Here is a 23,684-nt window from a genome sequence, read left to right as displayed (position 1 = left end):
AATTTTAGTTCACAATTAATTAGTTAAATTCATGCAAATCCTGTTAACCCTTAGTGTCATTGTTATTGCTTTAGTTGCCTTTGTTTTTGAATGGCTTCCTGCTGATTTAACAGCGATATCTGTTACTGTCACTTTGATTCTTTTAAAATTAGTCAGTCCAGAGGAAGGGATCTCAGGATTTGCTAATAATGCCACTATAACTGTGATGGCTATGTTTATTTTGAGTGCTGGAATTACCAGAACTGGAGTAATACAAATTGTCCGAGATTTATTAATGAAATGGGGAGGAAAAAAAGCAAGTCAGCAAATTTTAGTCATGGGGTTAATTATTGGCCCGATCAGTGCTTTTATTAATAATACGGCTGTGGTCGCTATTTTTCTGCCTATTGTTGAAGCTTGGTGTAAACAACGGAAAATCTCTGTTTCAAAACTGCTCATTCCTTTGTCTTTTGTGACGATTTTAGGGGGAATGCTTACTCTCATTGGAACCTCGACCAATATTTTAGCCAGTGGTATCTCTAAACAGTTAGGGTATGGAGAATTTAGTTTATTTCAGTTTACAGGTTTAGGGATTATTACCTTTATCATTGGCTTAATTTATCTGATGATTGCTGCCCCAAGACTATTACCTGAAAGAATACCCGCAAAAGGTAATTTAATGAGTGAAAACTATGAGTTAAAAGACTATGTAACAGAATTAATTATTTTGCCTAGTTCTAGTTTAGTAAATCAAACATTAAGACAAAGTAAAATTCAACGAAAATTTGATATTGATGTCTTAGAGTTGATTCACAATGATACTCATTTTTCCCAACCCCTTGCTGACAAAATATTGTCCGTTGGAGATGTTCTTTTGGTCAGAGGAAGTCGGGATGGTTTACTGCAAATTAAAGATGAACGGGGAGTCGAAATTTTACCTGATTTCAAATTTGGTAAATTAGAACAGGAAATGAGTGAAACTGAGGAAAAAGTTGCTGAAGTCCTAGTTCTATCTAACTCCCGTTTAATTGGTTCTACTCTCAAAGATTTGCGCTTTCGACAACGTTATAATGCAACAGTTTTAGCAGTACGTCGTGGGGAAGAATTAGTCAGAGAAAGACTGGGCAAAGTAGCTATTCGTTTCGGTGATTTACTATTAATACAAGCCCCTAAAGAGAGTTTTATTGGATTACAAACTACCAGAGAATTATTAGTTCTAGAAGAAAGAGAATTAGAAACATTGAGAACGGATAAAGCTTGGGTTGCTTTAGGAATTGTTTTAGGAGTAATTCTGATTGCAGCATTTAATATATTACCCATTTTAGTGAGTAGTTTATTGGGGGTCATTTTGATGGTGATTACAGGTTGTTTAAAACCAGGAGAAATTTATGGGGCAGTTCGTTGGGATATCATCTTTCTTTTAGCAGGTTTAATTCCCCTAGGTATTGCCATGGAAAATTCGGGAACTACTGAATGGTTAGCTAAGTTTTTAGTTGGGTTAGGCGGTAATTTTTCCGGTTATTGGATTTTAACTTGTTTCTATATTATTACGTCTTTAATGACTGAAATTCTCTCAAATAATGCCAGCGTTGTTTTAATGATTCCCGTAGCCGCAGAAGTCGCTAAGTCCCTAGATTTAAACCCTATGGCATTTATTTTTGCTGTTACTTTTGCCGCTTCTAATAGTTTTCTAACTCCCATTGGCTACCAAACAAATACGATGGTTTATGCACCAGGAGGCTATAAATTTGGGGACTTTGTCAGAATCGGTATCTGGCTAAATTTATTGTTCATGATTGTCACCCCTTTACTGATTGTTTTAATCTATGGACTTTAACCTATTAACTGTCAATAATCAAGGAACAAATACCATGATGAATTTACCGGCAATTATTTCTATTTCTAGCTTTATCGGTGTCATGTTTTTCATTATGACTGAAAGACTACATCTAACGGCTGCTGCATTTTTAGGGGCATTAATTCTTGTCTTTACCCATGTAATGACTCTACAAGAAGGGTTTGATTATATCAGTAAAAGTCATGGAACTTTAGCTCTATTTTTTGGGGTAATGATTTTAGTTAGAGCCTTTGAACCGACGAAAATATTTGAATATTTAGCCACTCAAATGGTACTAATGGCAAAAGGGAGTGGTAAGCTGTTAGTCTTGGGCGTTATTGCTATTACAACCCCAATATGTGCGGTTTTACCTAATGCCACCACCGTCATGCTTTTAGCACCATTAATTCCTCCCATTGCTCAAGAAATTGGGGTGGATTTTGTTCCGCTACTTATTCTAATGGTATTTGTTGCTAACAGTGCAGGTTTGTTAACATTAGTCGGTGATCCTGCTACATTTATTGTGGGAGATTCGATTAATTTAAGCTTTACCGATTACTTATCTAGATTAAGTTTAGGTGGTGCGATAGCCGTGATCACAATTTTAGTGATGTCTCCCTTTTTGTTCTCCAAAATATGGAAAACAAAATTTACTAATTTAGATCAGTTACCTCACCCCAAAATTAATCATCCTAAAGTATTAATGGTAGGGGGAATAATCATCGCTTTTGTCCTATTGTTCTTTGTCATTGGTGATTCTTTACCCATTCCCATTCCTCCCGCATCTGTGGCGTTATTAGGAGCAGCTTTAGCCTTGATTTTAGCTCACCAAAGTAAAATTGATACGGTGAATAATATTTTCAGAGATTTGGACTGGAGTACCTTATTATTTTTCATGTCTACCTTTGTTTTAATTGGAGGACTCGAAAAAACAGGTGTCACCAGTTATTTATCAAGTATTCTCGCCTTAGTGATTGGCAAAAATATCATTTTAGGGTCTTTAGTTCTCTTATTTTCAGTGGGAATTTTATCGAGTGTTGTGCCTAATATTCCTCTAGTTGTGGCAATGGTTCCCTTACTCAAGGAATATATTGTTAATATTGGTATGGCTAGTCCTGATATCCTAAATCCTGATTTTTCTGGTCAGCTTCCTCCCGAAGTTTTGCCCTTATTTTATGCCATGATGTTTGGGGCAACCTTAGGGGGAAATGGAACCTTAATCGGTGCATCTTCTAATATCGTTGCTGCGGGGGTTTCTGAACAACATGGTAGACCAATTTCCTTTAAAACATTCCTAAAATATGGCTTACCAGTCATGGGAATGCAATTAGTTGTCTCTGCTTTATATGTGGTGATTTTCTTTCTGAGATAACTCTCATGATGGTAGATTTTTAAGGTAAAAAATCAAGATGGTGTGAATCATTAGTTAAGTAGTCGCGCCAAATGAATTACCCACAACTCCTAAGGGCGAACAGCCGTTCGCCCCTAAATCCTGAGTCTGAATTCAGGTTGCATCGCAATTTTTGTGAAGACTGTTAAGTTTATGCGATAATTTGTAACATAGTTTTTAATATTTGCTTACTCCAAGCAATGAGTGAACGACCTACAGAAAAAACCCTGGCTGAGCTTGCACCAGCCGACCACGAATGCCGTCTCTGCGGCTATGTTTACGAACCTAGCAAGGGAGACGGTAAAGGGAATATTTCCCCTGGAACCCTCTTTGAAGAATTGCCCAGTGACTGGCGATGTCCAGTCTGTGGGGCCCGTCCCAACCAATTTTCGAGCATTGGGGCGAGTAAAGCACCCTCTGGGTTTCAAGAGAACCTAAACTACGGGTTTGGGGTTAACAACCTCACTCCTGGCCAAAAAAACCTGCTCATCTTTGGGGGACTGGCTTTAGGGTTTCTCTTTTTCCTAAGTCTATACGGGTTAAATTAAGTTCCTGGCGGTGGCTCATCTAAAGGCGATCGCCCACTGATCCCATAATTAACCCGATCCTAATCCTATCTGCTTCGATTAGCTGATTTTTTTGATGTTTATGAATGTCTTCATGAGAAAACTGAAACAATTTGTAATATTAATAGCCATTTCCTTATTTTGCATTAGTTGCAGTAACGTCCCTTCCACCCTCAATAACCCTTGGAAGACTATCTCCTTAGAGACAGATGCTACCTTTGCGGATATTGCCTTTACTGATAACCCTCAACATGGTTGGTTAGTGGGAACCAAAGCCACTTTATTTGAAACCACTGACGGGGGAGACTCCTGGCAAACACGCCAACTTGATCTCGGTGACGAAAAAATCAGCTTTACTGCTGTCAGTTTCAACGGGGAGGAAGGATGGGTCACGGGTAAACCCGCCATTTTACTTCATACTGAAGATGGTGGAAAAAACTGGTCACGGATTCCCTTGAGTGAAAAACTCCCCGGTGCGCCTGATGGCATTGTTGCTCTCGCCCCCGAAACTGCTGAAATGGTGACTGATTTAGGGGCTATTTACAAAACTACCAATAGCGGTAAAAATTGGACAGCCCTCGTTGAAGGTGCTGTGGGCGTGGCTCGTAGTATCACGCGATCGCCTGATGGCCGCTATGTGGCCGTATCAGCACGGGGTAACTTCTATTCTACCTGGGAACCAGGGCAAAGCGAATGGACACCCCACAACCGCAACTCGTCTCGCCGACTCCAAAAAATGGGTTACAGTGAGGATGGAAACCTCTGGTTATTAGCTAGGGGTGGACGACTTCAATTCAGTTCCCCGGAGGATTTGGATGATTGGCAAGAAGTGGTCTATCCTGAACCATCTACCAGTTGGGGACTACTAGACTTGGCTTATCGCACTCCCGAAGAACTTTGGGTGGCTGGCGGTAGTGGCAACTTACTGGTTAGCTCTGATAACGGGGAAAGTTGGCGGAAGGATAGAATTGTTGAAAATGTGCCATCCAACCTCTATAAAATCGTTTTTGTTAATCCTGAAAAGGGATTTATTTTGGGACAAGACGGTATTTTACTCAAATATGAACCTTCTTCAGAGGCCGCCTAAGCTTGAAAGGGTGTGAGGAGTAAGTAAGACTGTTTCAGAATCGTAGTAGACTAGATTTTGCCATTTGTAATTGATTCAAGAGGAGAAACTTAAATGTCAGGTACTACCGGAGAACGTCCGTTTACAGATATCGTCACCAGTATTCGTTACTGGGTAATTCACAGTATCACCATTCCTATGTTATTTATTGCTGGTTGGCTGTTTGTTAGCACAGGTTTGGCTTATGATGCTTTTGGTACTCCCCGTCCTAATGAGTATTTTACTCAGGATCGTCAAGAATTACCGATTATTACAGACCGCTATGAGGCTGGCCAAGAAATCCAACAGTTTAATAAGTAATTAGTTTAGAAAGAGGTTTAACACCATGACCAGTAACAATCCCAATCAACCCGTATCTTATCCCATTTTTACCGTGAGATGGCTCTCCATTCATGCGTTAGCCGTTCCTACAGTGTTCTTTGTCGGTGCGATCGCCGCTATGCAGTTTATTCAACGATAGGAGTTATTCATGGACAGAAGCAAAAACCCCAACCGTCAACCAGTTGAACTGAACCGTACTTCCCTCTATTTAGGGTTACTTTTAGTTGCAGTTCTTGGCATTCTATTTTCCAGCTATTTCTTTAACTAATTTCTGTTTTTTAGGCTTTATTTAGGAGGTAAATCATGTTTGCAGAAGGAAGAATTCCCCTTTGGCTTGTTGGTCTTATTGCCGGGATCGGAGCTATTTCCGTGCTTGGCCTGTTCTTTTACGGTGCCTACGCTGGTTTAGGTTCTTCAATGTAGAAGCTTGGTATTAATGCTTATTAATTATCTTGGAGATGTTTAATAAGATAACCGCCTGTTGATAACAATAGGCGGTGTTTTATTGTTTACTGAATTATAGTTTCTGCCACTAATTGATCTAATTCTTGTTGCATAACGGTTACAATTAAATCGTAACAAGCATCCACATAAACCCGATCATTAGCTGCTTCTCTCCCATATTTGTCAAAGCGAATGGGGGGACAAACACGGGTATGTATTTGTATGGGAAGGGGAAAATTGGGCAGAGGGCCAATACCTAGACCCCAAGGCAACCCTAAATAAATAGGAAATACCTCTGGATCAATATCATATAACCAAGGCATTCCCCATTGATGCAATTGTTTAGCTTGTTCGTAAAAATCTCCTAAAATAAATAAGGTTTCATGGGCCCCGATAGAAATCAAGGGAATAATGGTTACTTTTTCCCTTAAAGCTAGTTTAATAAACCCCTTACGTCCTGCCAATTCGATTTTGTGTCGTTGAGTGTAAGGACGAAACACATCTTGCGCCCCCCCAGGATAAACCAAGACACCAGCATCTTGTTTTAAGGCAGCGATCGCCATTTTGGGATGGGCCCGTACAGCCCCACTTTTAGCAGCTAAACGAGCTAAGAGAGGGTTCATTGCCCACGCAGACTGGTGCATTAACCCATAGGCAGGCCGTTCCGTCCCAAAGTGACGAAACCAATCATACATCATCATCGAGGTATCTGGAGAAGCAAGTCCCCCATTATGAGAACCCACCAGTAACACTGGCCCTTGGGAGGGAATATGATGCCAACCACTGGTTTTAACACGGAAATAGTGACGATAAAACCATTCCCAATAGGGCATAATCGTTTCAATAAACTTGGGATCACGTTCATTGAGTGACCAACCTTGTTCGGGGTGAAAAGTTGTATGATGCTTCATTGAATGTCCAGTAAAATCTAGTTCAATCACAGTTCGGAGCTTAAAAACTTTCAATGAACAGCAGAAAGAACAACCCGATCCTAATCTAAAGAAAAAAATCAAACTGCGCCGGAACTCCAGTCAAACTCTGAAGAATGAAGGTAGCAGCCCGCGCAGGAAGACGGTCGTTTGATCAATTAGTTAATGGGTTAACATAGAGTCAACCAACAACCCATAGGATTATTGTACCTATGGGTCATGTATTTTAGCAAAAAGTACACTATACGGAATGGAAAATGTGATTAAAAAGTCAGATTTCGTGCTGAAACCCTATATGAAAAGCAGTAATTTTCGGGGAACTTATCAAATCCTAAATACTGTTGTTCCTTATATTCTGTTATGGTTTCTAGCCGTTAAAGCTGTGGATATTTCTCTTTGGCTTCTTCTACCCATCATGGTTTTGATGACTCTGTTTTCAGGACGTTGTTTTTCTTTGATGCACGATTGCGGCCACTATTCCCTTTTCCGTTCAAAAAAGGCGAATCGTATCGTGGGTTTTCTGCTAGGTGTGATGAATGCGATTCCACAATATCCCTGGTCTAGAGGTCACGTCTACCACCACAAAACTAATGGAGATTGGGAGAAGTATCGCGGCCCTTCTGCCTTGATTACCACTGAAGAATTTGCCAAACTTACCCCCTGGGGTCAGAGAGGTTATGCTTTTCTGAGACACCCTTTAATGCTTTTTCCTGGTGGTTTTTTCTATCTCGCTATCAAGCCCAGACTCGCCCTAATTGCCGGAATTTATGATTTTATCGGTCATCTGTTTACTTGTTGGCAAAAAGATCCCACTATGAGTTTATCGCAAATCATTGCTTCTCATAAATCAAGAAATTGGTACACTGCTGCCGAGTTCTGGGATTTGCTCTTTAATAATATTTGTGTTGTTGGTAGCTGGATTCTTTTTAGTTATTTACTGGGGGCAGGATTTTTCTGGAGTATTTATTCAATTACCTTGACGTTTTCGGCAGCAATCTTTATTTATGTTTTCTTTGTACAGCATAATTTTGAAGGTTCTTATGCCCACAAAACAGAAGGTTGGGACTACTTGCGCGGAGCCATTGAAGGCAGCAGTTTCCTAGATTTACCCATTATTCTGCGCTGGTTTTCCGCTAATATCGGTTATCATCATATTCACCATCTTTCCGAAAGAATTCCTAACTATCATCTCGAAGCTTGTTATGAGGCTAATCGTCACCTTCTAACCCAATCAAAAACCCTACATATCGGTGATATGCTGGGCTGTTCTAAGTTTATTCTTTGGAATCCGGCGGCCAATACCCTTGTGTCTATTGATTCATTTCGTCAAGATGCCCAATTTAAGTCTTCACTGAGTGACAACCGAGTTAACGTTTAGTCAGGGTTTGGGGGGTGCATTAACGAGAGGAGGAAGTTGTTTTTGTAACGAGGATTTAAGCCTCGCTTCAAAAACCCTTCGTCTTAAAAGACGGGGTTTTAGACCCAATTATTGCCTTGAGTCTCCCCAGACTTCCCAAACTTGATGTCTCATCGGCTTTTCAGACTTAACTGAGTGGTATTGGCGGCCGCAGGAAAAATTTGAGGTGCATGAGGGGCGATCGCTAGGTGAACTTTTGTCCCAATAGGGAGTTGAGTCTGTAAGGCGGTACGGGCGTGAATTTGGCAACCGGAAGGGGTTCTTAAACAGTAACGGTATTCCCGTCCTAAAAACTGGCGATCGCTGATCACGACTTCCCCTGTTTCATCGGGCTTTAATAAAATATCCTCCTGTCTGACCATTAAATCCCCTTCTGGGGAATGATTGAGGGGGGAGGGAGTAGAAATCTCCCATTGACCAATTTCTGTCGTCCAGAGTTTCCCCCGTCGTTTGGCAGGGATAAAATTGGCCTGAGTCACAAATTCTGCCACAAACCGAGAAGCAGGACAGGTATAAATTTCTTCGGGGGTTCCCAATTGTTCAACCTTCCCGTGGGACATGACCCCAATTTTATCAGAAATGGCTAAGGCTTCTTCTTGATCATGGGTGACAAAAATGGCGGAAATTCCCGTCGCTTTAAGAATATGACGAATTTCATGTCTTAGTCTCAGGCGTACCTGCACATCTAAGTTACTTAACGGCTCATCTAACAAAATTAAGGCAGGTTGGGGGGCCAATGCCCTCGCTAATGCCACCCGTTGCTGTTGTCCCCCTGATAATTGATGGGGATAACGTTTTTCTAGGCCAGCGAGTCCCACCAAGGTTAAAACCTCAGTAATGCGGTGTTGAATGTCTTTTTTACTAAAGCGTTCTTTTTTGCTGTTTAATCCAAAGGCAATATTATCCCCAATGGTGAGGTGAGGAAATAGGGCATAATCTTGAAAGACCATCCCTGTGTTACGTTGTTCTGGAGGTAGCCCATAATGGGAACTAGCCACGATTTCTCCGGCAAGTTCGATGGTTCCGGCGGAGGGTTGCTCAAATCCGGCAATCATGCGTAACAGGGTGGTTTTGCCACATCCTGAAGGGCCCAATAACCCTAAAATATCCCCTTGCGCTAAAGTAAAACTGACTTGGTCAACGGCTGACACCGGATGATTGGGAAATTGTTTAACAATTTGGTTGACTTGGAGGATGATGGGATGGGTCATGGTCAGGGTTCTACAAATGGGGAATCAGGACAATTACCAGAAAAATTATCAGTTATTCTGTTTAAGTTAGGGTCGAGAGAAGGCTCTGGTTGCTTTCTCTCAGGATGCCCAAATAAGATTAATTTTCAATAACGACCTTTAAACGTTATATACCATTTTTTCGCGTTTTTAAATAGGAAACTTTCTCAAGAATAACATATGTTATCTAGAACACCTTTGACCCACCCGATTAAGACACTTTTAGTCCCCCAAGGGATGGAATATCAAGCCGTCTGTCGAGGAATTAAGCAAACTTCAGCCAATCTCGAAATTATCGCCATTCCCGTTGGCATTCAACCCGTCACTGAGTTTTTAACCAGATGGCAACAAACAACAGAATTTCTTAATAAGTTACCGATGGGGTTGATGGTGATGGGTTTAGGGGGGAGTTTATCTCCTAAATATCGTGTCGGTGACGTGGTTTTGTATCGAGACTGTGGTGATATTCAAGCCAAACAAGAACAATGGTATCAGTGTGATGCTGTGTTAAGTGAATTGGTATTTCAAGGATTAGGAAATCAGGTATTTTGGGGAAGGGGAATAACCAGCGATCGCGTGATTTGTTCTGCAGCAGAAAAGAGGTTATTGGGTCAAAAATATCAAGGGGACGTGGTTGATATGGAGGGGATGGCAGTTTTAAAATGGTGTCAAGGTTTAGGTATTTCTCTGGTAATGCTTCGGGTGATTAGTGATAATTGTCAACAGAATTTACCCAATTTAACCGCAGCCTTTGGAGAAAATGGGGGCTTACAACCTCTCATTTTAGCCGGTCAAATGTTAAAAAATCCGTCAAATTCTATACATTTAATTAGTAGTTCTTTACGAAGTTTAAGGGTTTTGGAGAAGGTTGCTAAAAACCTCTTTCATTGTTAAATTCGTCAAATCGGGATGACTATGATAAATTTGTAGCGGAACGTAAATACTTATGGCTTCATTATACGCAATCAATTCCAGGAGACTAAACAATGACGACAGAAGGATGCTTGCGCGTTGGGCAAACTGCACCTGACTTCACTGCGACAGCTGTAGTTGATCAAGAATTTCAGACCAAGAAGCTTGCTAGTTATCGTGGCAAATATGTTATCTTATTTTTTTATCCCCTAGACTTTACGTTTGTTTGTCCGACTGAAATTGCTGCTTTCAGCGATCGCTATGAAGAATTTACAAAAATCAATACAGAAATTTTGGGAATTTCCGTAGATAGTGAATTTGCTCATCTTGCTTGGATTCAAACCCCCCGCAATCAAGGGGGTGTGGGGGATATTGCTTATCCTTTGGTATCTGATCTCAAAAAAGAAATCAGTAATGCTTATAATGTATTAGATCCGGAAGCGGGGGTTGCCTTACGGGGTTTATTTATCATTGATAAAGAAGGAATTATTCAACATGCAACCATTAATAATTTGTCCTTTGGTCGTAGTGTAGATGAAACCCTACGGACTCTTAAAGCCATTCAATATGTGCAAAGTCATCCAGAAGAAGTTTGTCCAGCAGATTGGCAAGAAGGCGATAAAACCATGGTACCTGATCCGATTAAATCTAAAGTCTATTTCTCTGCTGTTTAACCTAATTTTCCTTGGCTTCTTCTGTTATTGCCTCAGCCTAAATTCAAGCTTTTTTTGGGTTGAGGTCGCTTATTTAAACCATTTAACTTGATAGGATTTATGGTAACTTCAACGGATTTTACTGGATTACTTAGCCCGCGTTTTTTTCAGAACTTTTTACCAATTCCTCCGACGAATAAGCTATCATTAGGAAGCATCGCCCCTGATTTTATTTTACCAGATATTACTAACAATTGTACCCTTAAATTATCAGATCACTTTAATCAAAAGCCTGTTATTTTAGCTTTTACGCGCATTTTTACGGAGAAGCAATATTGTCCTTTTTGTTATCCCCACATTATTAGTCTCAATCGGTATTACGAGAAGTTTCTTGAGCGAGGTATAGAAGTTTTAATGATTACTAGCACCGATGTTAAACAAAGTCAAATTGTTGTGCAAGATTTAGGGTTAAAAATGCCTTTATTGAGTAATCCTGATTGTCGAGTCTTTCGGATGTATCAGACAGGACAAGCATTAGGCGCACCTCTTCCAGCGCAGTTTGTGTTAGATAAAACTGGAAAGATACAATATAAACATTTATTTTCATTCCTTGATCATAATGCCAGTGTTGATAAATTATTACTGAAAATTTCCTAATTCTCATCTAAGAAAACACAGCAATTACGGCCTTTTTTTTCGCTTGGTATAAGGCTTTATCTGCTGCTGTAATTAAAGTTACTGATGACATTTCTACTGTAGGAATAAGGCTGGCAATACCAACACTTAATGTAAGATGACCACTCACTTTAGAGCAGTGATGAGGGATTTTTAATTTTTCAATTTCATTGCTAATTAATTGAGCAACTTTTTTAGCCCCTTTCCCATCAGTATTAGGCAAAATAATGATAAATTCTTCTCCCCCATAACGGGCCACTAAATCCCCTGATCGTTTGACTGTATTAGCGATGGTTTCGGCTAATGAAGAACGAATTTTTTCAGTAATTTTTTGTAACAGTAAACTTTTTCGTAAATTAGCTTGTAATGCTGCTTCTGATTGTTGTAGTTTATTATTTTGAGCAGCTAGTTGTAATTCCAGTTCTTTTCGTTGGGTAATATCTCGTACTGTAATGGCAAAACCATCCGCTAGTTTAACAGCAATAAAATGATACCAATTATTCTGTTGATTATGTTGATAATAAAAATCTTTTTCTAGGGGTTTTCCTGTTTCAACAACCTGTACAAATGAATCAAATAAATCAGAATCAAGTTTATGAAGAAACCGCTTCAGCATTAATTTCCCCATTAAATCTTCTTTTTTAATACCCAGACATTGAGAGATAATAGGATTTACTAATAAACAACGAAAATCTCCAATTTCTCCAGTTACATTGCGGACAGACTGTAAAGCAGCAACCCCATCTAAGGAACTATTTAAAACACTATTAATTAAGGCGCGAGATTGATATAAAACTTCCTCTGTTTCTCGGCGTTTTTCAATTTCTTCTTGTAGTTGTTGTTCTTTTTCTTTACGTTTTTCTATCTCCTGTATTAACTGTTTTTTCTGTCTTTGAATGGTTAATTGATTTTCAATTCTAGCGATAACTTCTTCCGGTTGAAAGGGTTTAGTAATATAATCAACTCCACCTAATTCAAACGCTTTTATTTTGTTAAAGGTTTCATCTAAAGCACTGACAAAAATTACGGGAATATCTTGAGTTTTTGGATTAGTTTTTGGCTTTTCACAAACTTCATAACCATCCATTTCTGGCATTTTAATATCTAATAAAATTACATCGAGGGAGGTAGACTGAGCGGACATTAAGGCCAGATTACCATTAATTGCTTTTCTGACATTATAACCCTTATCAGTTAACATTTTATCTAAGACGCGCAGATTTTCCGGCTTATCATCAACAATTAAAATATCCCCTGATAAAGTTTGTTTAGTTTCAGAATTATTCATTTGACTTGCTTGATTAATCCTAAGATTTGATCAACACGAAAATCATTAACTAAGTCCCTTAAAGCTTCAGATAAATTCTGCTCTGTTGGAGGAATTTTAGCAATCAGACTTAACATAAGTTTATCATCTAAGTTGATCCCTGCTTCTTCTAACTGCCCTAACCATTCAGCAGACATCACTTTTAAATCTTTTGCTTGAAGCGTATAATTATCTTCTGGGCTTTGGGATTCCTTCGTTTCCTCATAAATATAACGCACTCCCAAATGTTTAGCCATAGTTTCAAAGATAACTGATTCTTTAAAGGGTTTTCTGATAAAATCATCACAACCGGCCGAAAGTACCACCGCTTTTTCTTCTTCTAAAACACTTGCTGTTAAGGCAATAACTGCGGTTGCATTACCTTTAGTTGTCCCTCAAGCTCATCTAAAAGGTTATAGAGGTCAAAATTGGAGGGGTTAAGGGTGATTTTCCCCGCTTCAATTTTTGACAGATCTAAAATATTATTAATTAAAGTCAGTAAATATTCTCCACTGCGGTTAATAATGGTGGCATTTTCTTGATTATCTGGGGAAAGAGTTTGGGAACGAGTCATCAATTGAGAAAAGCCCAAAATAGCATTAAGTGGAGTTCTTAATTCATGACTCATATTAGCAATAAAGGCACTTTTTGCTTGGTTAGCAGTATCAGCTTTTTCTCTAGCATTTTCTAGTTCATAAGTCCTTTCTTTGACTTTCATTTCTAGGTTTTCAAAGGACTCTTTTAATTGAGATGCCATTAAATTAAATGAATTTGCTAGTTCTCCTAATTCGTCATTACGTTTAATTTCTACTGTATTATTCCATTGTCCTTGAGCAATATTTTTAGCAGCATTATTTAATTTTGAAATTGGTTCAATTAGCCAACGCGATATCACAATTCCTATGAGTATTGAAATGATTAAAGCAGCAATTGATAAAATAATTGTTCTGTAAGTATTGGCGTTAACTTCTGCCATAAAATCAGACTCAGGAATCACGGTTATAATCAGCCATTTCAATCCATATTTATCGCCAAAAGGTTGAATTTTCGTAAAATAACATTTACCTTCCTGACAAAATTTAAGTTCTTTTTTCTGATTAATATATTGTAAATCCTTAAAATATTCTGCCAAATATTTAGCTGTAATGACTATTAATTTATTATCCGTTTCTTGAGGTTCTAATCTTTTAATCTTAGCGACTATTTCCTGCTGTTTTAATATAAATTTATAAGGAGGTTTGCCATCAGAACGAGCAATTAATAAATCATTTTGAGTTTCAACAATAAAAATTTGTGCTGAAGGAGTAATATTAATTGATTTTAAGTATTTACTAATTCCATGTAGGAGTAGCTAAATAATTAGTTAAATAAAGGTCAAGGCGATTACCAGTTTCTTCTATTAATTGATTAGCTAAATTTTCAACGGCTTTCTGTCCATTTTTAAAAGAAAGATAACCTACTAATCCTACGGTTCCCACAATTTGCAGCACAAAAGGAACAATAAAAACAATTTGTAAAGAAAATTTACTTAAAATATACTTGAAAAAGTTGAGTTTCATGATTAATTATTCATTGATAATTGATGAATCCTATTCTATCTCTTTAATTAAAGAAATGATCCAAGCTGCCCCTAAACTGATCCATATTATCAATTCTAACCATTTAATCCAAGAAGAAGATATCCACCAATCTTTAAATAAACTCAGCCGAAAATTTGACCAATATGCCTTAATCTGACTTTTCCACTTTGAGGGACTATCTTGAGATTTATAAGACCAATTAATTATAGACAATAAAAAAGGTAAGCCGCCAACTTTAGCACTCATTAATAGATGGAATGCTAAACTAATAATAAGCATCAGCCAGGCAATTAGATGTCCATAATACCAACCATGATTAAGTTCTCCATTTGGCAGCCATTTTTCATCCATCATTTTGCCAGTAAACACCGCAAAGGTTAAAGAAAACAGAATTATTGTATTAACCAACCGATGGAGATGATACCACCAACCTTTTTGATTGATTTTGGTTATTTTTTCCCAACTATTAGTTTGAATTAATCGCTTTTGTCCACGATGAAAAGCATAAAACACTAACAAAGGGAAAATCAACAATGTCCATAAACCAAAAGTGCCATGAATGCCTTCAATTTCGTCAAATTTAGGTAGTGGAATTTGTCCCCATCTACCATCATAAACATCATAAGTCCAATAGGCTGTTAATAAGGCTAAAATCGTAAAAACAGCAGTTAAGCCATGAATAATCCGTAAAACCAACGGTTGATAAGGTTGCCACATTTCAACAATAGATAATGAACAATGGATAATGGATAATTATAAACATTATCTAAAAAGTGCCTAGAACAGAAAAGATGATTTATCCTAAAATATAGTGACTCAATCTTGTTCTCCAAGACTATGACAGAAGATACCACGCCAAAAACTGCTGCTAAAGCCAAAAAAGAAAAGCCTCCCGCTCTTGAAGATAAACCCTTCACCGAATTTATGGAGCAACACTTTACCCCTACTCTAAAAGAAAGCTTAACCAAGCAAGGACTGACGGATGTTGAGTTATCCTTTACTAAAGCCCAAGTCTCCATTCCTGGGGGAATTTCTGATGACCCCTGTTGGCAAGTTATTGGCACTTGGAAAAATGGTCAGCGTCAGTTTAAGCTATATTTTCCTGAAGAAAGTATCACAGGACAAAAAGCCTTTTCCTATGCTGTCAATGGTAAATCTCCTAGTACCATTGAATCGTTTATGATTGATGAGCGAAAAATTACCCTAGATTTAATGGTGTTATATACCTTACAAAGGCTCAATGGGCAAAAATGGTTAACCCGAAATTAGGGTTAAACAATTCCATAATTCCAAACAACGGTAGGGGCGAACGGCCATTCGCCCCTACCGGAATTAAAGGGTAGAAAACTCACCCAAAATTTTGACTTCTGGTTCCAATAATAATGACCAATGAGACTGCACTTGTTCTTGGACATGATTAATAAGTCGGAAAATATCTTCCGCTTTAGCCTGACCACAATTAAGAATAAAATTAGCATGACGTTGAGACACCTCAGCATTTCCCACCCGATAGCCTTTTAACCCTAATTGTTCAATTAACCAACCCGCTGCATGGGGGCTAGGATTGCGAAACACACTACCACAGCTAGGTTTATCATAGGGTTGAGAACTCTTACGGGTTTGTAAATTATGTTGAGTCGTGGCCATCACCACCTCCCGACTCAAACCAGTTTGTAATTGGAATGTCGCTTCAATAACTAATCTTTTGCCACCCTGTAGAGACGAGGTGCGATAACTATAATTCAACGCTTCTGGAGTCAAGGTTTCTACTGTACCATCAGGGGAAGCCACCACCGCACTAACCAACGAGTCAGCCGCACATTGATTATGGGCCCCTGCATTCATCACCACAGCACCGCCGACGGTGCCAGGGATACCCACAGCCCATTCTAAGCCACTCCAGCCCCGTTTAGCTACTTGCCAAGCCAAACTGGCGATGGGTTGCCCGGCTGCCACCGTAACGAGGCCCATCTCCTCATTAAACTCACGGTGACGGAGATGACGGGTACTTAAGACTAACCCTTCAATACCGCGATCGCTAATTAACAAATTAGATCCGGCTCCTAATAACATCAAGGGTAAATCTTGTTGCTGAAACCATTCAAACGTTCCTTGCAACTCCTCCCAAGTACGGGGGGCTGCATACCATTGGGCCTTACCTCCCACTCGATAGGAGGTTTGAGGGGCCAGGGAAACATTAGGGTAAATTTGTCCAGAGGTGCCTGGAAGTTCAACGGGGGTATAAATTGGATAAAAAGCAGTGGTCATGGCTATTTGGACTCAATGAGGATCAACTGAGAAAGACGACTAAGGGTTGGGCCAATTGTTCCAAAGTTTTGTCAAAAACTTGGTATAGTTGGCAGTTTTGAGGAGTATGGTTGTGTTTTAATTGCCTGGGTAACGAGCAATCACTTGAGGAATAATCTGATTGAGATTTCCTGCCCCTAAAAACAGGACTAAATCACCTGGTTGAAGAATACCCTGTAAAACCTCAGTTAAGGTGCTTAAGGATGGCTCATACATCACCTGAGCATGATAATTATTCACCTCTTGGGCCAGGGTTTCCCCGTTAATGTTATACAGGTTAATCTCTCCGGCACTATAAATGTCTGTCAAAATGACACAATCAGCATTCTGAAAACAAGTGGCAAACTCCTTTAAAAAGGTGGCTGTACGACTATAACGATGGGGTTGAAAAATAGCAACCACACGGGAAACCGTCTTGCCATCCACTTTGGAACGAGCCGCTTCTAAAGTAGCTGCAATTTCACTGGGATGATGGGCATAATCATCAATAAAGGTAATGCCGTTACAGTGGCCCCGATCTTCAAACCGTCGTTTTGCCCCGGCAAACGTCAACAACCCATCAGCAATGACGGCAAACTCCAGACCTAACTTTCGTCCCACAGCCACCGCAGCCAGGGCATTACTAAGATTATGGTTTCCAGGAATCGTAATGCGTATTTGACCTAAACAGGTTCCCCGTTCCCACACTTGAGCCGTAGTGCCATCAGCATCAGAGCTAAGATTAGTAACGGTGTAATCTGCTCCCTTCTTGGGGTTAAGACTATAGGTGATAGCAGGGGTGAGTTGGGTGCTAACGGTTTCACAGTCGAGACAACCAATCAAAATGTCACATTGAGTTTCAAAAATTTGGAACGTCTTGACCACATCATCCAGGGTTTGATAGTGATCAGGGTGATCTAATTCAATATTAGTAACAATGCCAATATTTGGGTAATGTTTCGTTAAAGATCCATCGGACTCATCCGCTTCTGCCACCAGATAACCACTATCTCCTAAACGAGCATTGCCTTCCCAAGCGTCCACTTCTCCCCCAACAATAATAGTGGGATCAAGACCCGCTTTGAGGAGCATATAACCAATTAAACTACTGGTAGTGGTTTTTCCGTGAGTACCCGCCACCGCAATACTTTGATAATCCTTAATTAACGCCGCTAAAACGTCAGAACGGTGAAAAATAGGACAACCCTTTTCGTAGGCCGCCGCATATTCAGAATTACTATGGGCGATCGCCGTTGAACAAATAACTTGAGGTAAAGTTTCGTTAACGGGGAGAGTTCCCAACGCAACAGAAAATTTATGATTATCCTTGGTTGCTGTTTCAGTTGTTCCCGTCACTAGAACCGAAACAGTTTCCCGTTCTTGATGGGGTTGAAACAGTTCTAAATTACTGGCCTCTTGACGACTAAAAATATGGGCTCCAACTGCCTCTAACCGTTGAGTAATATGGGTTGAGCGCAAATCAGAACCAGAAACGGGAAGTTGCCGTTTGGCTAAAACATAAGCAAGGGCTGACATCCCGATGCCGCCAATGCCAATAAAATGAAAGGGTCGTCCACTAAAATCTACCGTTTTCACCGTTACCTCTCCTGACACACCACATAACTAGAGTAAAACCGATTGGTTATTAATTTACGGGCTATGATATCAAAAACTGACTCGTTGGTCATTAAAACAGCCCTGGTGCGTATTATTTACTTTGCACTCTCTAGAAGCAACTTCACCCAGAGAAGTTCCCGAACCCCTAGAATTGGCGGAATTTGAATCCTGATTCTGAGAAAGGAGAGTGGGTCTGTCAAAAATTCTCCGAAGACAAAAAAAAATCTTAGTTGGAGATCGAATTGCTTAACCTTTAGGGTATCATTGGGGTCATTAATAATGTTTTAATCTATTGAAGTAGGACATCGAGGGTAAGACGCAGTGATTAGAGTAGCGATCAACGGGTTTGGACGGATTGGACGTAACTTCTTACGGTGCTGGTTAGGGCGGGAAAATAGCCAATTAGAGCTAGTAGGGATCAATGATACTTCTGATCCCAGAACCAACGCTCACCTGCTCAAATATGACTCCATGCTCGGCAAATTAAATGCTGACATCGACGCTGATGATAATTCACTCATCGTCAATGGCAAAACCATTAAGTGTGTTTCGGATCGTAACCCCTTAAATTTGCCTTGGGCGGAGTGGGGTGTTGATTTGATTATTGAATCTACTGGGGTTTTTGTCTCAGAAGAGGGTGCTTCTAAACACATCGTTGCTGGAGCCAAAAAAGTCCTAATCACAGCCCCTGGTAAGGGCGGTAATGTGGGGACTTTTGTAGTGGGTGTCAACCACCAAGATTACGATCACGATCAGCACAATATTATCAGTAACGCCAGTTGTACCACCAACTGTCTCGCTCCTGTGGTGAAAGTGTTGAATGACAACTTTGGTATCATCAAAGGCACCATGACCACCACCCACAGTTACACTGGGGATCAACGGATTTTAGACGCAAGTCACCGCGATCTCCGTCGGGCGCGGGCAGCTGCTGTTAATATTGTTCCCACTTCTACTGGAGCAGCGAAAGCGGTTGCTTTGGTTATTCCTGAGATGGCAGGAAAATTAAATGGGATCGCTATGCGGGTTCCCACCCCTAACGTTTCTGTGGTTGACTTAGTGGCCCAAGTTGAGAAAAACACCATTGCTGAACAAGTCAATGATGTGTTAAAAGAAGCGGCTGAAGGCTCTATGAAAGGAATTATTGAGTACAATGATTTACCTTTAGTTTCCTCTGACTATCGGGGAACGGATTGTTCTGCCATCGTTGATGCTAGTCTGACGATGGTAATGGGTGGCGATATGGTTAAAGTGATTGCTTGGTATGACAACGAATGGGGTTACTCTCAACGGGTTGTTGACTTAGCTGAAGTCGTTGCTAAAAATTGGAAATAATCCCTTTATTTTCAGACGGCTCATTGTTGCTTAGAAGGCAATGATATTTAGGGGAAGGCTAATATTAGCCTTCCTTTTTTTATTAAATCAGAAAGCCGTAGCCCCTGCGGTTGCCCTTATTTTGTTAACTTACTTAAAAACAATGTCTAACCTCATTTCTCCCCCTCCTATTTACCGAGTTAGTCCCCTAAGTTGGATTAGAAAAAATCTGTTTAGTACCTGGTATAACAGTCTTCTAACTCTGATTAGTCTTTTCTTTTTATATAGGATTAGTTCTAATTTAATTATTTGGATTTTTACCCAAGCACAATGGAATGTCATTAGCTTAAATTTACGCTTATTTTTAGTCGGTCAATATCCCCTAGCTTTATTATGGCGAACTTGGACAACTTTGGCAATTATTATGGGGTTAGGTGGTTTTTCTTGGGGTATTTTAACCCGCAGTCAACCTTTATTTAACCCGATCAATTTAACAGGTTTAGGACTTATTGCCATTCTTTTCGCGTTATTAGCAATTCCTATTAGTATTTTATCGAGTTTGAAATTACTGGGAATGCTAATTTTGTTAGCTTTAATGGCATTCTTAGGACAAAAATTAAGACAAAAATTTCCCAGTTTAGGCACTTGGCTACCCCTATTATGGTTATCAACTTTTTTTGTTTTACTCTGGTTATTAGAAGGAGGATTATTTTTAAAACCCGTGAGATTAGATGATTTAAGTGGTCTAATTCTTACGGTTTTAACAGCAGTTGTTAGTATTGTTTTATCCTTTCCTTTGGGGGTTATATTAGCATTAGGAAGACAAAGCTCTTTACCTGTGATTCGTTGGTTATCTATCGCCTATATTGAAATAATACGAGGTTTACCTCTGCTTGGTATTCTCTTTATGGCTCAAGTTATGTTACCTTTAATTTTACCAGAAGGACTGCGTCTTGATCGGGTTGTTCGGGCAATTTCTGGATTTACTTTGTTTAGTGCGGCTTATTTAGCAGAAAATGTCAGAGGGGGCTTACAATCTATTCCTAAAGGACAAAAAGAAGCCGCCAAAGCATTAGGTATAAACCCATTTTTTGTTCTTGTTTTAGTGGTTTTACCCCAAGCATTGAAAACCGTTATACCTACCATTTTTGGTCAATTTATTAGTTTATTTAAAGATACTTCTTTATTGGCAATTGTGGGATTATCTGACTTATTAGGAATGTCTCGTTCTATTTTAGCTAATCCGAAATTTATTGGCAGTGATGGAGAAGTTTACTTATTTGTTGCTATGATTTATTGGTGTTTTTGTTATTCGTTATCTTGGATCAGTCGCAGATTAGAAAAATAAACTTATTTCCCAACAACCATTAGTTTTTTAGCAATTTTTTGATTAGATAACAGGGTTTAATTAATTGCGTTACATTTCTTTAACATTTTAAGCAATGATCGTCGTAATAACCTAAACTGTTGTGAAGGTTCTTGTTTAACAAATCAACTTTACCCTATGACATCTCTTGCCCCCCACACCAAAGCCAAAGCCCTCAAACCTGGTAGTCGTCGCCCTGCAAAAGAACTCTGTAGCGAGTGTGGGTTATGCGATACATATTATGTGCATTATGTCAAGGAAGCTTGTGCCTTTCTTAACCAACAAATTGCCGAACTTGAAACCATTGCTCACGGAAAAAGTCGCAATTTAGAAGACGAAAATGATTGGTATTTTGGTGTCCATCAAGAGATGATGGCAGCACAAAAAAAACAACCCATTGAAGGCGCACAATGGACAGGAATTGTGAGTACCATTGCCTGTGAAATGCTAACAAAGGGAATGGTTGAAGGGGTGGTTTGTGTGCAGAATACGAAAGAAGATCGTTTTCAACCCATGCCTGTGATTGCGAGAACCCCTGAAGAAGTTTTAGCCGCAAAGGTTAATAAACCTACCTTATCCCCTAATTTATCTATTTTAGAACAGATAGAACAATCAGGGATGAAACGCTTATTAGTAATTGGAGTGGGTTGTCAAATTCAAGCCTTACGGGCAGTGGAAAAAGAATTAGGATTAGAGAAGCTTTATGTATTAGGAACTCCCTGTGTGGATAATGTTACCCGTGAAGGTTTACAACTGTTCTTAGAAACCACAAGTAAATCCCCTGATACGGTGGTACATTATGAATTTATGCAAGATTTTCGAGTGCATTTTAAACATAAAGATGGTTCGATTGAAAAAGTCCCTTTCTTTGGACTAAAAACCAATAAACTCAAAGATGTTTTTGCCCCTTCTTGTATGAGTTGTTTTGACTATGTTAACTCTTTGGCTGATTTAGTCGTCGGTTATATGGGGGCAGAATTTGGCTGGCAATGGATCATGGTTCGTAATGACACCGGACGGGAAATGTTAGCCTTAGTTCAAGAGCAACTTAACACCAAACCTGTCATCTCAAAAGGGGATCGAAAACAAGCCGTACAACAAAGTATTCCTGCTTACGATCAAGGGGTAACATTGCCGATGTGGGCAGCAAAATTAATGGGAGTCGTCATTGAAAAAATAGGGCCAAAAGGGTTAGAATATGCCCGTTTTTCCATTGATTCCCATTTTACCCGTAATTATTTATATGTGAAACGCAATCATCCAGAAATCTTAGAATCCCATGTTCCTGATTATGCTAAAAACATTGTCTCTCAGTACCAATTACCTGAGAACTAATAATTGTATCCAGGTTAAAACCTGATACTATGAAAGCAAAGGCTGTCTACACAGCCTAATTATCAATAATTAAGATAAAATAGTCTAACAAGGCTCAAAATTTAATCATGATTGTACCCACTCCTACCCAACCCCAACCCCTCAATATTCCCCCTCGGTTATTATTAGGCCCTGGGCCATCAAATGCGAACCCTCGTATTTTGTCAGCCATGAGTTTGCCTGCTATTGGTCATCTCGATCCTTTCTATTTAGAAATGATGGATGAGATCCAAACTTTATTAAGGTATGTCTGGCAAACTAATAACCCCCTAACTATTTCTGTGAGTGGGACAGGAAGCGCAGGAATGGAGGCGAGTTTAGCTAATGTAGTCGAACCTGGAGACGTGGTTTTAGTGGGGGTTATGGGCTATTTTGGCCATCGTTTGGTAGATATGGCTACCCGTTACGGGGCAGATGTCAGGAAAATTAGTAAACCTTGGGGTCAAAATTTTAGTTTAACGGAATTAAAACAGGCTTTAGAAACCCATAAACCTGCTATTTTAGCCTTAGTTAATGCGGAAACTTCTACCGGGGTCAGACAACCCTTAGAAGGGGTGGGAGAGTTATGTCGAGAATACAATTGTTTATTATTAGTTGATGCTGTTACCAGTTTGGGGGGAGTTCCCTTTCATGGCGATCAATGGGGTGTTGATTTAGCTTATAGTTGTAGTCAGAAAGGGTTAGGATGTCCCCCAGGACTGTCACCTTTTACGATGAGTCCTCGCGCTTGGGATAAGTTGCAAAATCGCAAAAATCCTGTGTCTAATTGGTATTTAGATATGAACCTTTTAAGTCAGTATTGGGGAGAACCGAGAAAATATCATCATACGGCCCCCTGTAATATGAATTATGGGTTAAGAGAAGCGTTAGCCTTGATTGTAGAAGAAGGGTTAGAAAATTGTTGGCAACGACATCAAAAAAATGCTGAATTATTATGGGAAGGTTTAGCAGCTTTAGGGTTAGTTTGTCATGTAGAACAAGAGTTCCGTTTGCCGACTTTAACAACAGTTCGTATCCCTGATGGTGTCGATGGAAAAACAGTTTCTAAAAGACTTTTAAATGAGTATAATATCGAAATTGGTGGCGGTTTAGGGGAATTAGCAGGTCAAGTTTGGCGCGTCGGTTTAATGGGTTATAATTCTCGTCCTGAAAATGTCTTATTACTCTTAGAAGCTTTGAAAAAAGTTTTGTAGGTACATTTTTGACAATCAATTAGCTATCGGTAGGTTAGTATGATTAAAAGTATTATCTTCTAAGCATTATCTTTGACCGAAAATTTGGGTACAAGCCCCGTCCTAAGCGCGATAGGGTCGGACGGTTTTTTATGGAGATGTTGTCAATTTAATTAATTTTGTGTTATTAT

At 39.5% G+C, this 23,684-nt stretch carries 26 protein-coding genes; 17 read left to right on the top strand and 9 right to left on the bottom strand.

What is annotated here, in order from left to right:
- Positions 1-31: 31 nt before the first annotated feature.
- The 8 genes from VB715_RS03590 to VB715_RS03555 all read left to right on the top strand — a co-directional run bounded on the left by VB715_RS03590 (position 32) and on the right by VB715_RS03555 (position 5,642).
- Positions 32-1,816, top strand: coding sequence for an SLC13 family permease (locus tag VB715_RS03590; protein ID WP_323299831.1), 1,785 nt, complete (start codon positions 32-34; stop codon positions 1,814-1,816).
- 37 nt (positions 1,817-1,853) lie between these two features.
- Positions 1,854-3,188, top strand: coding sequence for an ArsB/NhaD family transporter (locus VB715_RS03585; protein ID WP_323300177.1), 1,335 nt, complete (start codon positions 1,854-1,856; stop codon positions 3,186-3,188).
- Positions 3,189-3,406: 218 nt separating this feature from the next.
- Entirely contained in the window at positions 3,407-3,754 is a 348-nt protein-coding gene (locus tag VB715_RS03580) for a rubredoxin (protein ID WP_323299830.1), read from the top strand.
- A gap of 112 nt (positions 3,755-3,866) precedes the next feature.
- A complete protein-coding gene (locus tag VB715_RS03575) occupies positions 3,867-4,859 on the top strand; it encodes a photosynthesis system II assembly factor Ycf48 (RefSeq protein ID WP_323299829.1) in 993 nt (330 codons plus the stop codon).
- Between the two features lie 93 nt (positions 4,860-4,952).
- Positions 4,953-5,198 (top strand): cytochrome b559 subunit alpha, encoded by a 246-nt coding sequence (gene psbE, locus VB715_RS03570; RefSeq protein WP_323299828.1) that lies wholly within the window; start codon positions 4,953-4,955, stop codon positions 5,196-5,198.
- Positions 5,199-5,223: 25 nt separating this feature from the next.
- Positions 5,224-5,358, top strand: coding sequence for a cytochrome b559 subunit beta (psbF, locus tag VB715_RS03565; protein ID WP_323292579.1), 135 nt, complete (start codon positions 5,224-5,226; stop codon positions 5,356-5,358).
- Positions 5,359-5,367: 9 nt separating this feature from the next.
- The gene (locus VB715_RS03560) at positions 5,368-5,487 is read left to right on the top strand and encodes a photosystem II reaction center protein L (protein ID WP_323292580.1); all 120 of its coding nucleotides are present in this window, start codon (positions 5,368-5,370) and stop codon (positions 5,485-5,487) included.
- Between the two features lie 35 nt (positions 5,488-5,522).
- On the top strand, positions 5,523-5,642 hold the full coding sequence (locus VB715_RS03555) for a photosystem II reaction center protein J (protein ID WP_293154114.1): 120 nt from the start codon (positions 5,523-5,525) through the stop codon (positions 5,640-5,642).
- 86 nt (positions 5,643-5,728) lie between these two features.
- Here the strand turns inward: VB715_RS03555 and VB715_RS03550 are convergent, their stop codons facing one another.
- Complete coding sequence (locus tag VB715_RS03550; protein ID WP_323299827.1) at positions 5,729-6,574, bottom strand: lysophospholipid acyltransferase family protein; 846 nt, start codon at positions 6,572-6,574, stop codon at positions 5,729-5,731.
- Between the two features lie 313 nt (positions 6,575-6,887).
- On the opposite strand from VB715_RS03550, the gene VB715_RS03545 reads away from it, so the two are divergent.
- Positions 6,888-7,970, top strand: a complete 1,083-nt coding sequence (locus VB715_RS03545) for a fatty acid desaturase (RefSeq protein WP_323299826.1) — start codon at positions 6,888-6,890, stop codon at positions 7,968-7,970.
- A 149-nt stretch (positions 7,971-8,119) separates the two neighbouring features.
- Here the strand turns inward: VB715_RS03545 and VB715_RS03540 are convergent, their stop codons facing one another.
- Positions 8,120-9,220, bottom strand: coding sequence for an ABC transporter ATP-binding protein (locus VB715_RS03540; protein WP_323299825.1), 1,101 nt, complete (start codon positions 9,218-9,220; stop codon positions 8,120-8,122).
- Positions 9,221-9,418: 198 nt separating this feature from the next.
- Here VB715_RS03540 and VB715_RS03535 point away from each other — a divergent pair, with 198 nt between their 5' ends.
- The 3 genes from VB715_RS03535 (at position 9,419) to VB715_RS03525 (ending at position 11,460) form a co-directional block, all read left to right on the top strand.
- The gene (locus tag VB715_RS03535) at positions 9,419-10,132 is read left to right on the top strand and encodes a purine phosphorylase (RefSeq protein WP_323299824.1); all 714 of its coding nucleotides are present in this window, start codon (positions 9,419-9,421) and stop codon (positions 10,130-10,132) included.
- Between the two features lie 92 nt (positions 10,133-10,224).
- Positions 10,225-10,824, top strand: a complete 600-nt coding sequence (locus tag VB715_RS03530; protein WP_323299823.1) for a peroxiredoxin — start codon at positions 10,225-10,227, stop codon at positions 10,822-10,824.
- Between the two features lie 99 nt (positions 10,825-10,923).
- The gene (locus VB715_RS03525) at positions 10,924-11,460 is read left to right on the top strand and encodes a peroxiredoxin family protein (protein ID WP_323299822.1); all 537 of its coding nucleotides are present in this window, start codon (positions 10,924-10,926) and stop codon (positions 11,458-11,460) included.
- A gap of 7 nt (positions 11,461-11,467) precedes the next feature.
- Here the strand turns inward: VB715_RS03525 and VB715_RS03520 are convergent, their stop codons facing one another.
- The 5 genes from VB715_RS03520 to VB715_RS03500 all read right to left on the bottom strand — a co-directional run bounded on the left by VB715_RS03520 (position 11,468) and on the right by VB715_RS03500 (position 15,081).
- On the bottom strand, positions 11,468-12,766 hold the full coding sequence (locus tag VB715_RS03520; protein ID WP_323299821.1) for a response regulator: 1,299 nt from the start codon (positions 12,764-12,766) through the stop codon (positions 11,468-11,470).
- Positions 12,763-13,041, bottom strand: a complete 279-nt coding sequence (locus VB715_RS03515; RefSeq protein WP_323299820.1) for a hypothetical protein — start codon at positions 13,039-13,041, stop codon at positions 12,763-12,765. Before VB715_RS03515 ends, VB715_RS03520 begins: the two co-directional genes overlap by 4 nt.
- Positions 13,042-13,139: 98 nt before the next feature.
- Entirely contained in the window at positions 13,140-13,916 is a 777-nt protein-coding gene (locus VB715_RS03510) for a histidine kinase dimerization/phospho-acceptor domain-containing protein (protein WP_323299819.1), read from the bottom strand.
- Between the two features lie 199 nt (positions 13,917-14,115).
- The gene (locus VB715_RS03505) at positions 14,116-14,343 is read right to left on the bottom strand and encodes a hypothetical protein (RefSeq protein ID WP_323299818.1); all 228 of its coding nucleotides are present in this window, start codon (positions 14,341-14,343) and stop codon (positions 14,116-14,118) included.
- A 30-nt stretch (positions 14,344-14,373) separates the two neighbouring features.
- On the bottom strand, positions 14,374-15,081 hold the full coding sequence (locus tag VB715_RS03500) for a cytochrome b/b6 domain-containing protein (RefSeq protein ID WP_323299817.1): 708 nt from the start codon (positions 15,079-15,081) through the stop codon (positions 14,374-14,376).
- Between the two features lie 120 nt (positions 15,082-15,201).
- Between VB715_RS03500 and VB715_RS03495 the strand changes: the two genes are divergently transcribed.
- Positions 15,202-15,633, top strand: coding sequence for a DUF2996 domain-containing protein (locus VB715_RS03495; RefSeq protein ID WP_323299816.1), 432 nt, complete (start codon positions 15,202-15,204; stop codon positions 15,631-15,633).
- A 63-nt stretch (positions 15,634-15,696) separates the two neighbouring features.
- On the opposite strand, the gene murB is transcribed toward VB715_RS03495, so the two are convergent.
- Both murB and murC read right to left on the bottom strand, forming a co-directional pair.
- A complete protein-coding gene (murB, locus tag VB715_RS03490; protein ID WP_323299815.1) occupies positions 15,697-16,632 on the bottom strand; it encodes a UDP-N-acetylmuramate dehydrogenase in 936 nt (311 codons plus the stop codon).
- 117 nt (positions 16,633-16,749) lie between these two features.
- A complete protein-coding gene (gene murC, locus VB715_RS03485) occupies positions 16,750-18,186 on the bottom strand; it encodes a UDP-N-acetylmuramate--L-alanine ligase (RefSeq protein WP_416336907.1) in 1,437 nt (478 codons plus the stop codon).
- A 402-nt stretch (positions 18,187-18,588) separates the two neighbouring features.
- On the opposite strand from murC, the gene VB715_RS03480 reads away from it, so the two are divergent.
- The 4 genes from VB715_RS03480 to VB715_RS03465 all read left to right on the top strand — a co-directional run bounded on the left by VB715_RS03480 (position 18,589) and on the right by VB715_RS03465 (position 23,514).
- Positions 18,589-19,602 (top strand): type I glyceraldehyde-3-phosphate dehydrogenase, encoded by a 1,014-nt coding sequence (locus VB715_RS03480; protein ID WP_323299813.1) that lies wholly within the window; start codon positions 18,589-18,591, stop codon positions 19,600-19,602.
- Positions 19,603-19,744: 142 nt separating this feature from the next.
- Complete coding sequence (locus VB715_RS03475; protein WP_323299812.1) at positions 19,745-20,929, top strand: amino acid ABC transporter permease; 1,185 nt, start codon at positions 19,745-19,747, stop codon at positions 20,927-20,929.
- Positions 20,930-21,085: 156 nt separating this feature from the next.
- A complete protein-coding gene (locus VB715_RS03470) occupies positions 21,086-22,282 on the top strand; it encodes a Coenzyme F420 hydrogenase/dehydrogenase, beta subunit C-terminal domain (RefSeq protein ID WP_323299811.1) in 1,197 nt (398 codons plus the stop codon).
- 107 nt (positions 22,283-22,389) lie between these two features.
- Positions 22,390-23,514, top strand: coding sequence for an alanine--glyoxylate aminotransferase family protein (locus VB715_RS03465; protein ID WP_323299810.1), 1,125 nt, complete (start codon positions 22,390-22,392; stop codon positions 23,512-23,514).
- Positions 23,515-23,684: the final 170 nt, after the last annotated feature.

It is taken from the genome of Crocosphaera sp. UHCC 0190, assembly GCF_034932065.1.
Taxonomy (GTDB): Bacteria; Cyanobacteriota; Cyanobacteriia; order Cyanobacteriales; family Microcystaceae; genus UHCC-0190.
Note: the sequence above shows the minus strand (reverse complement) of the source record. Positions and strands in the feature narration are given on the sequence as shown.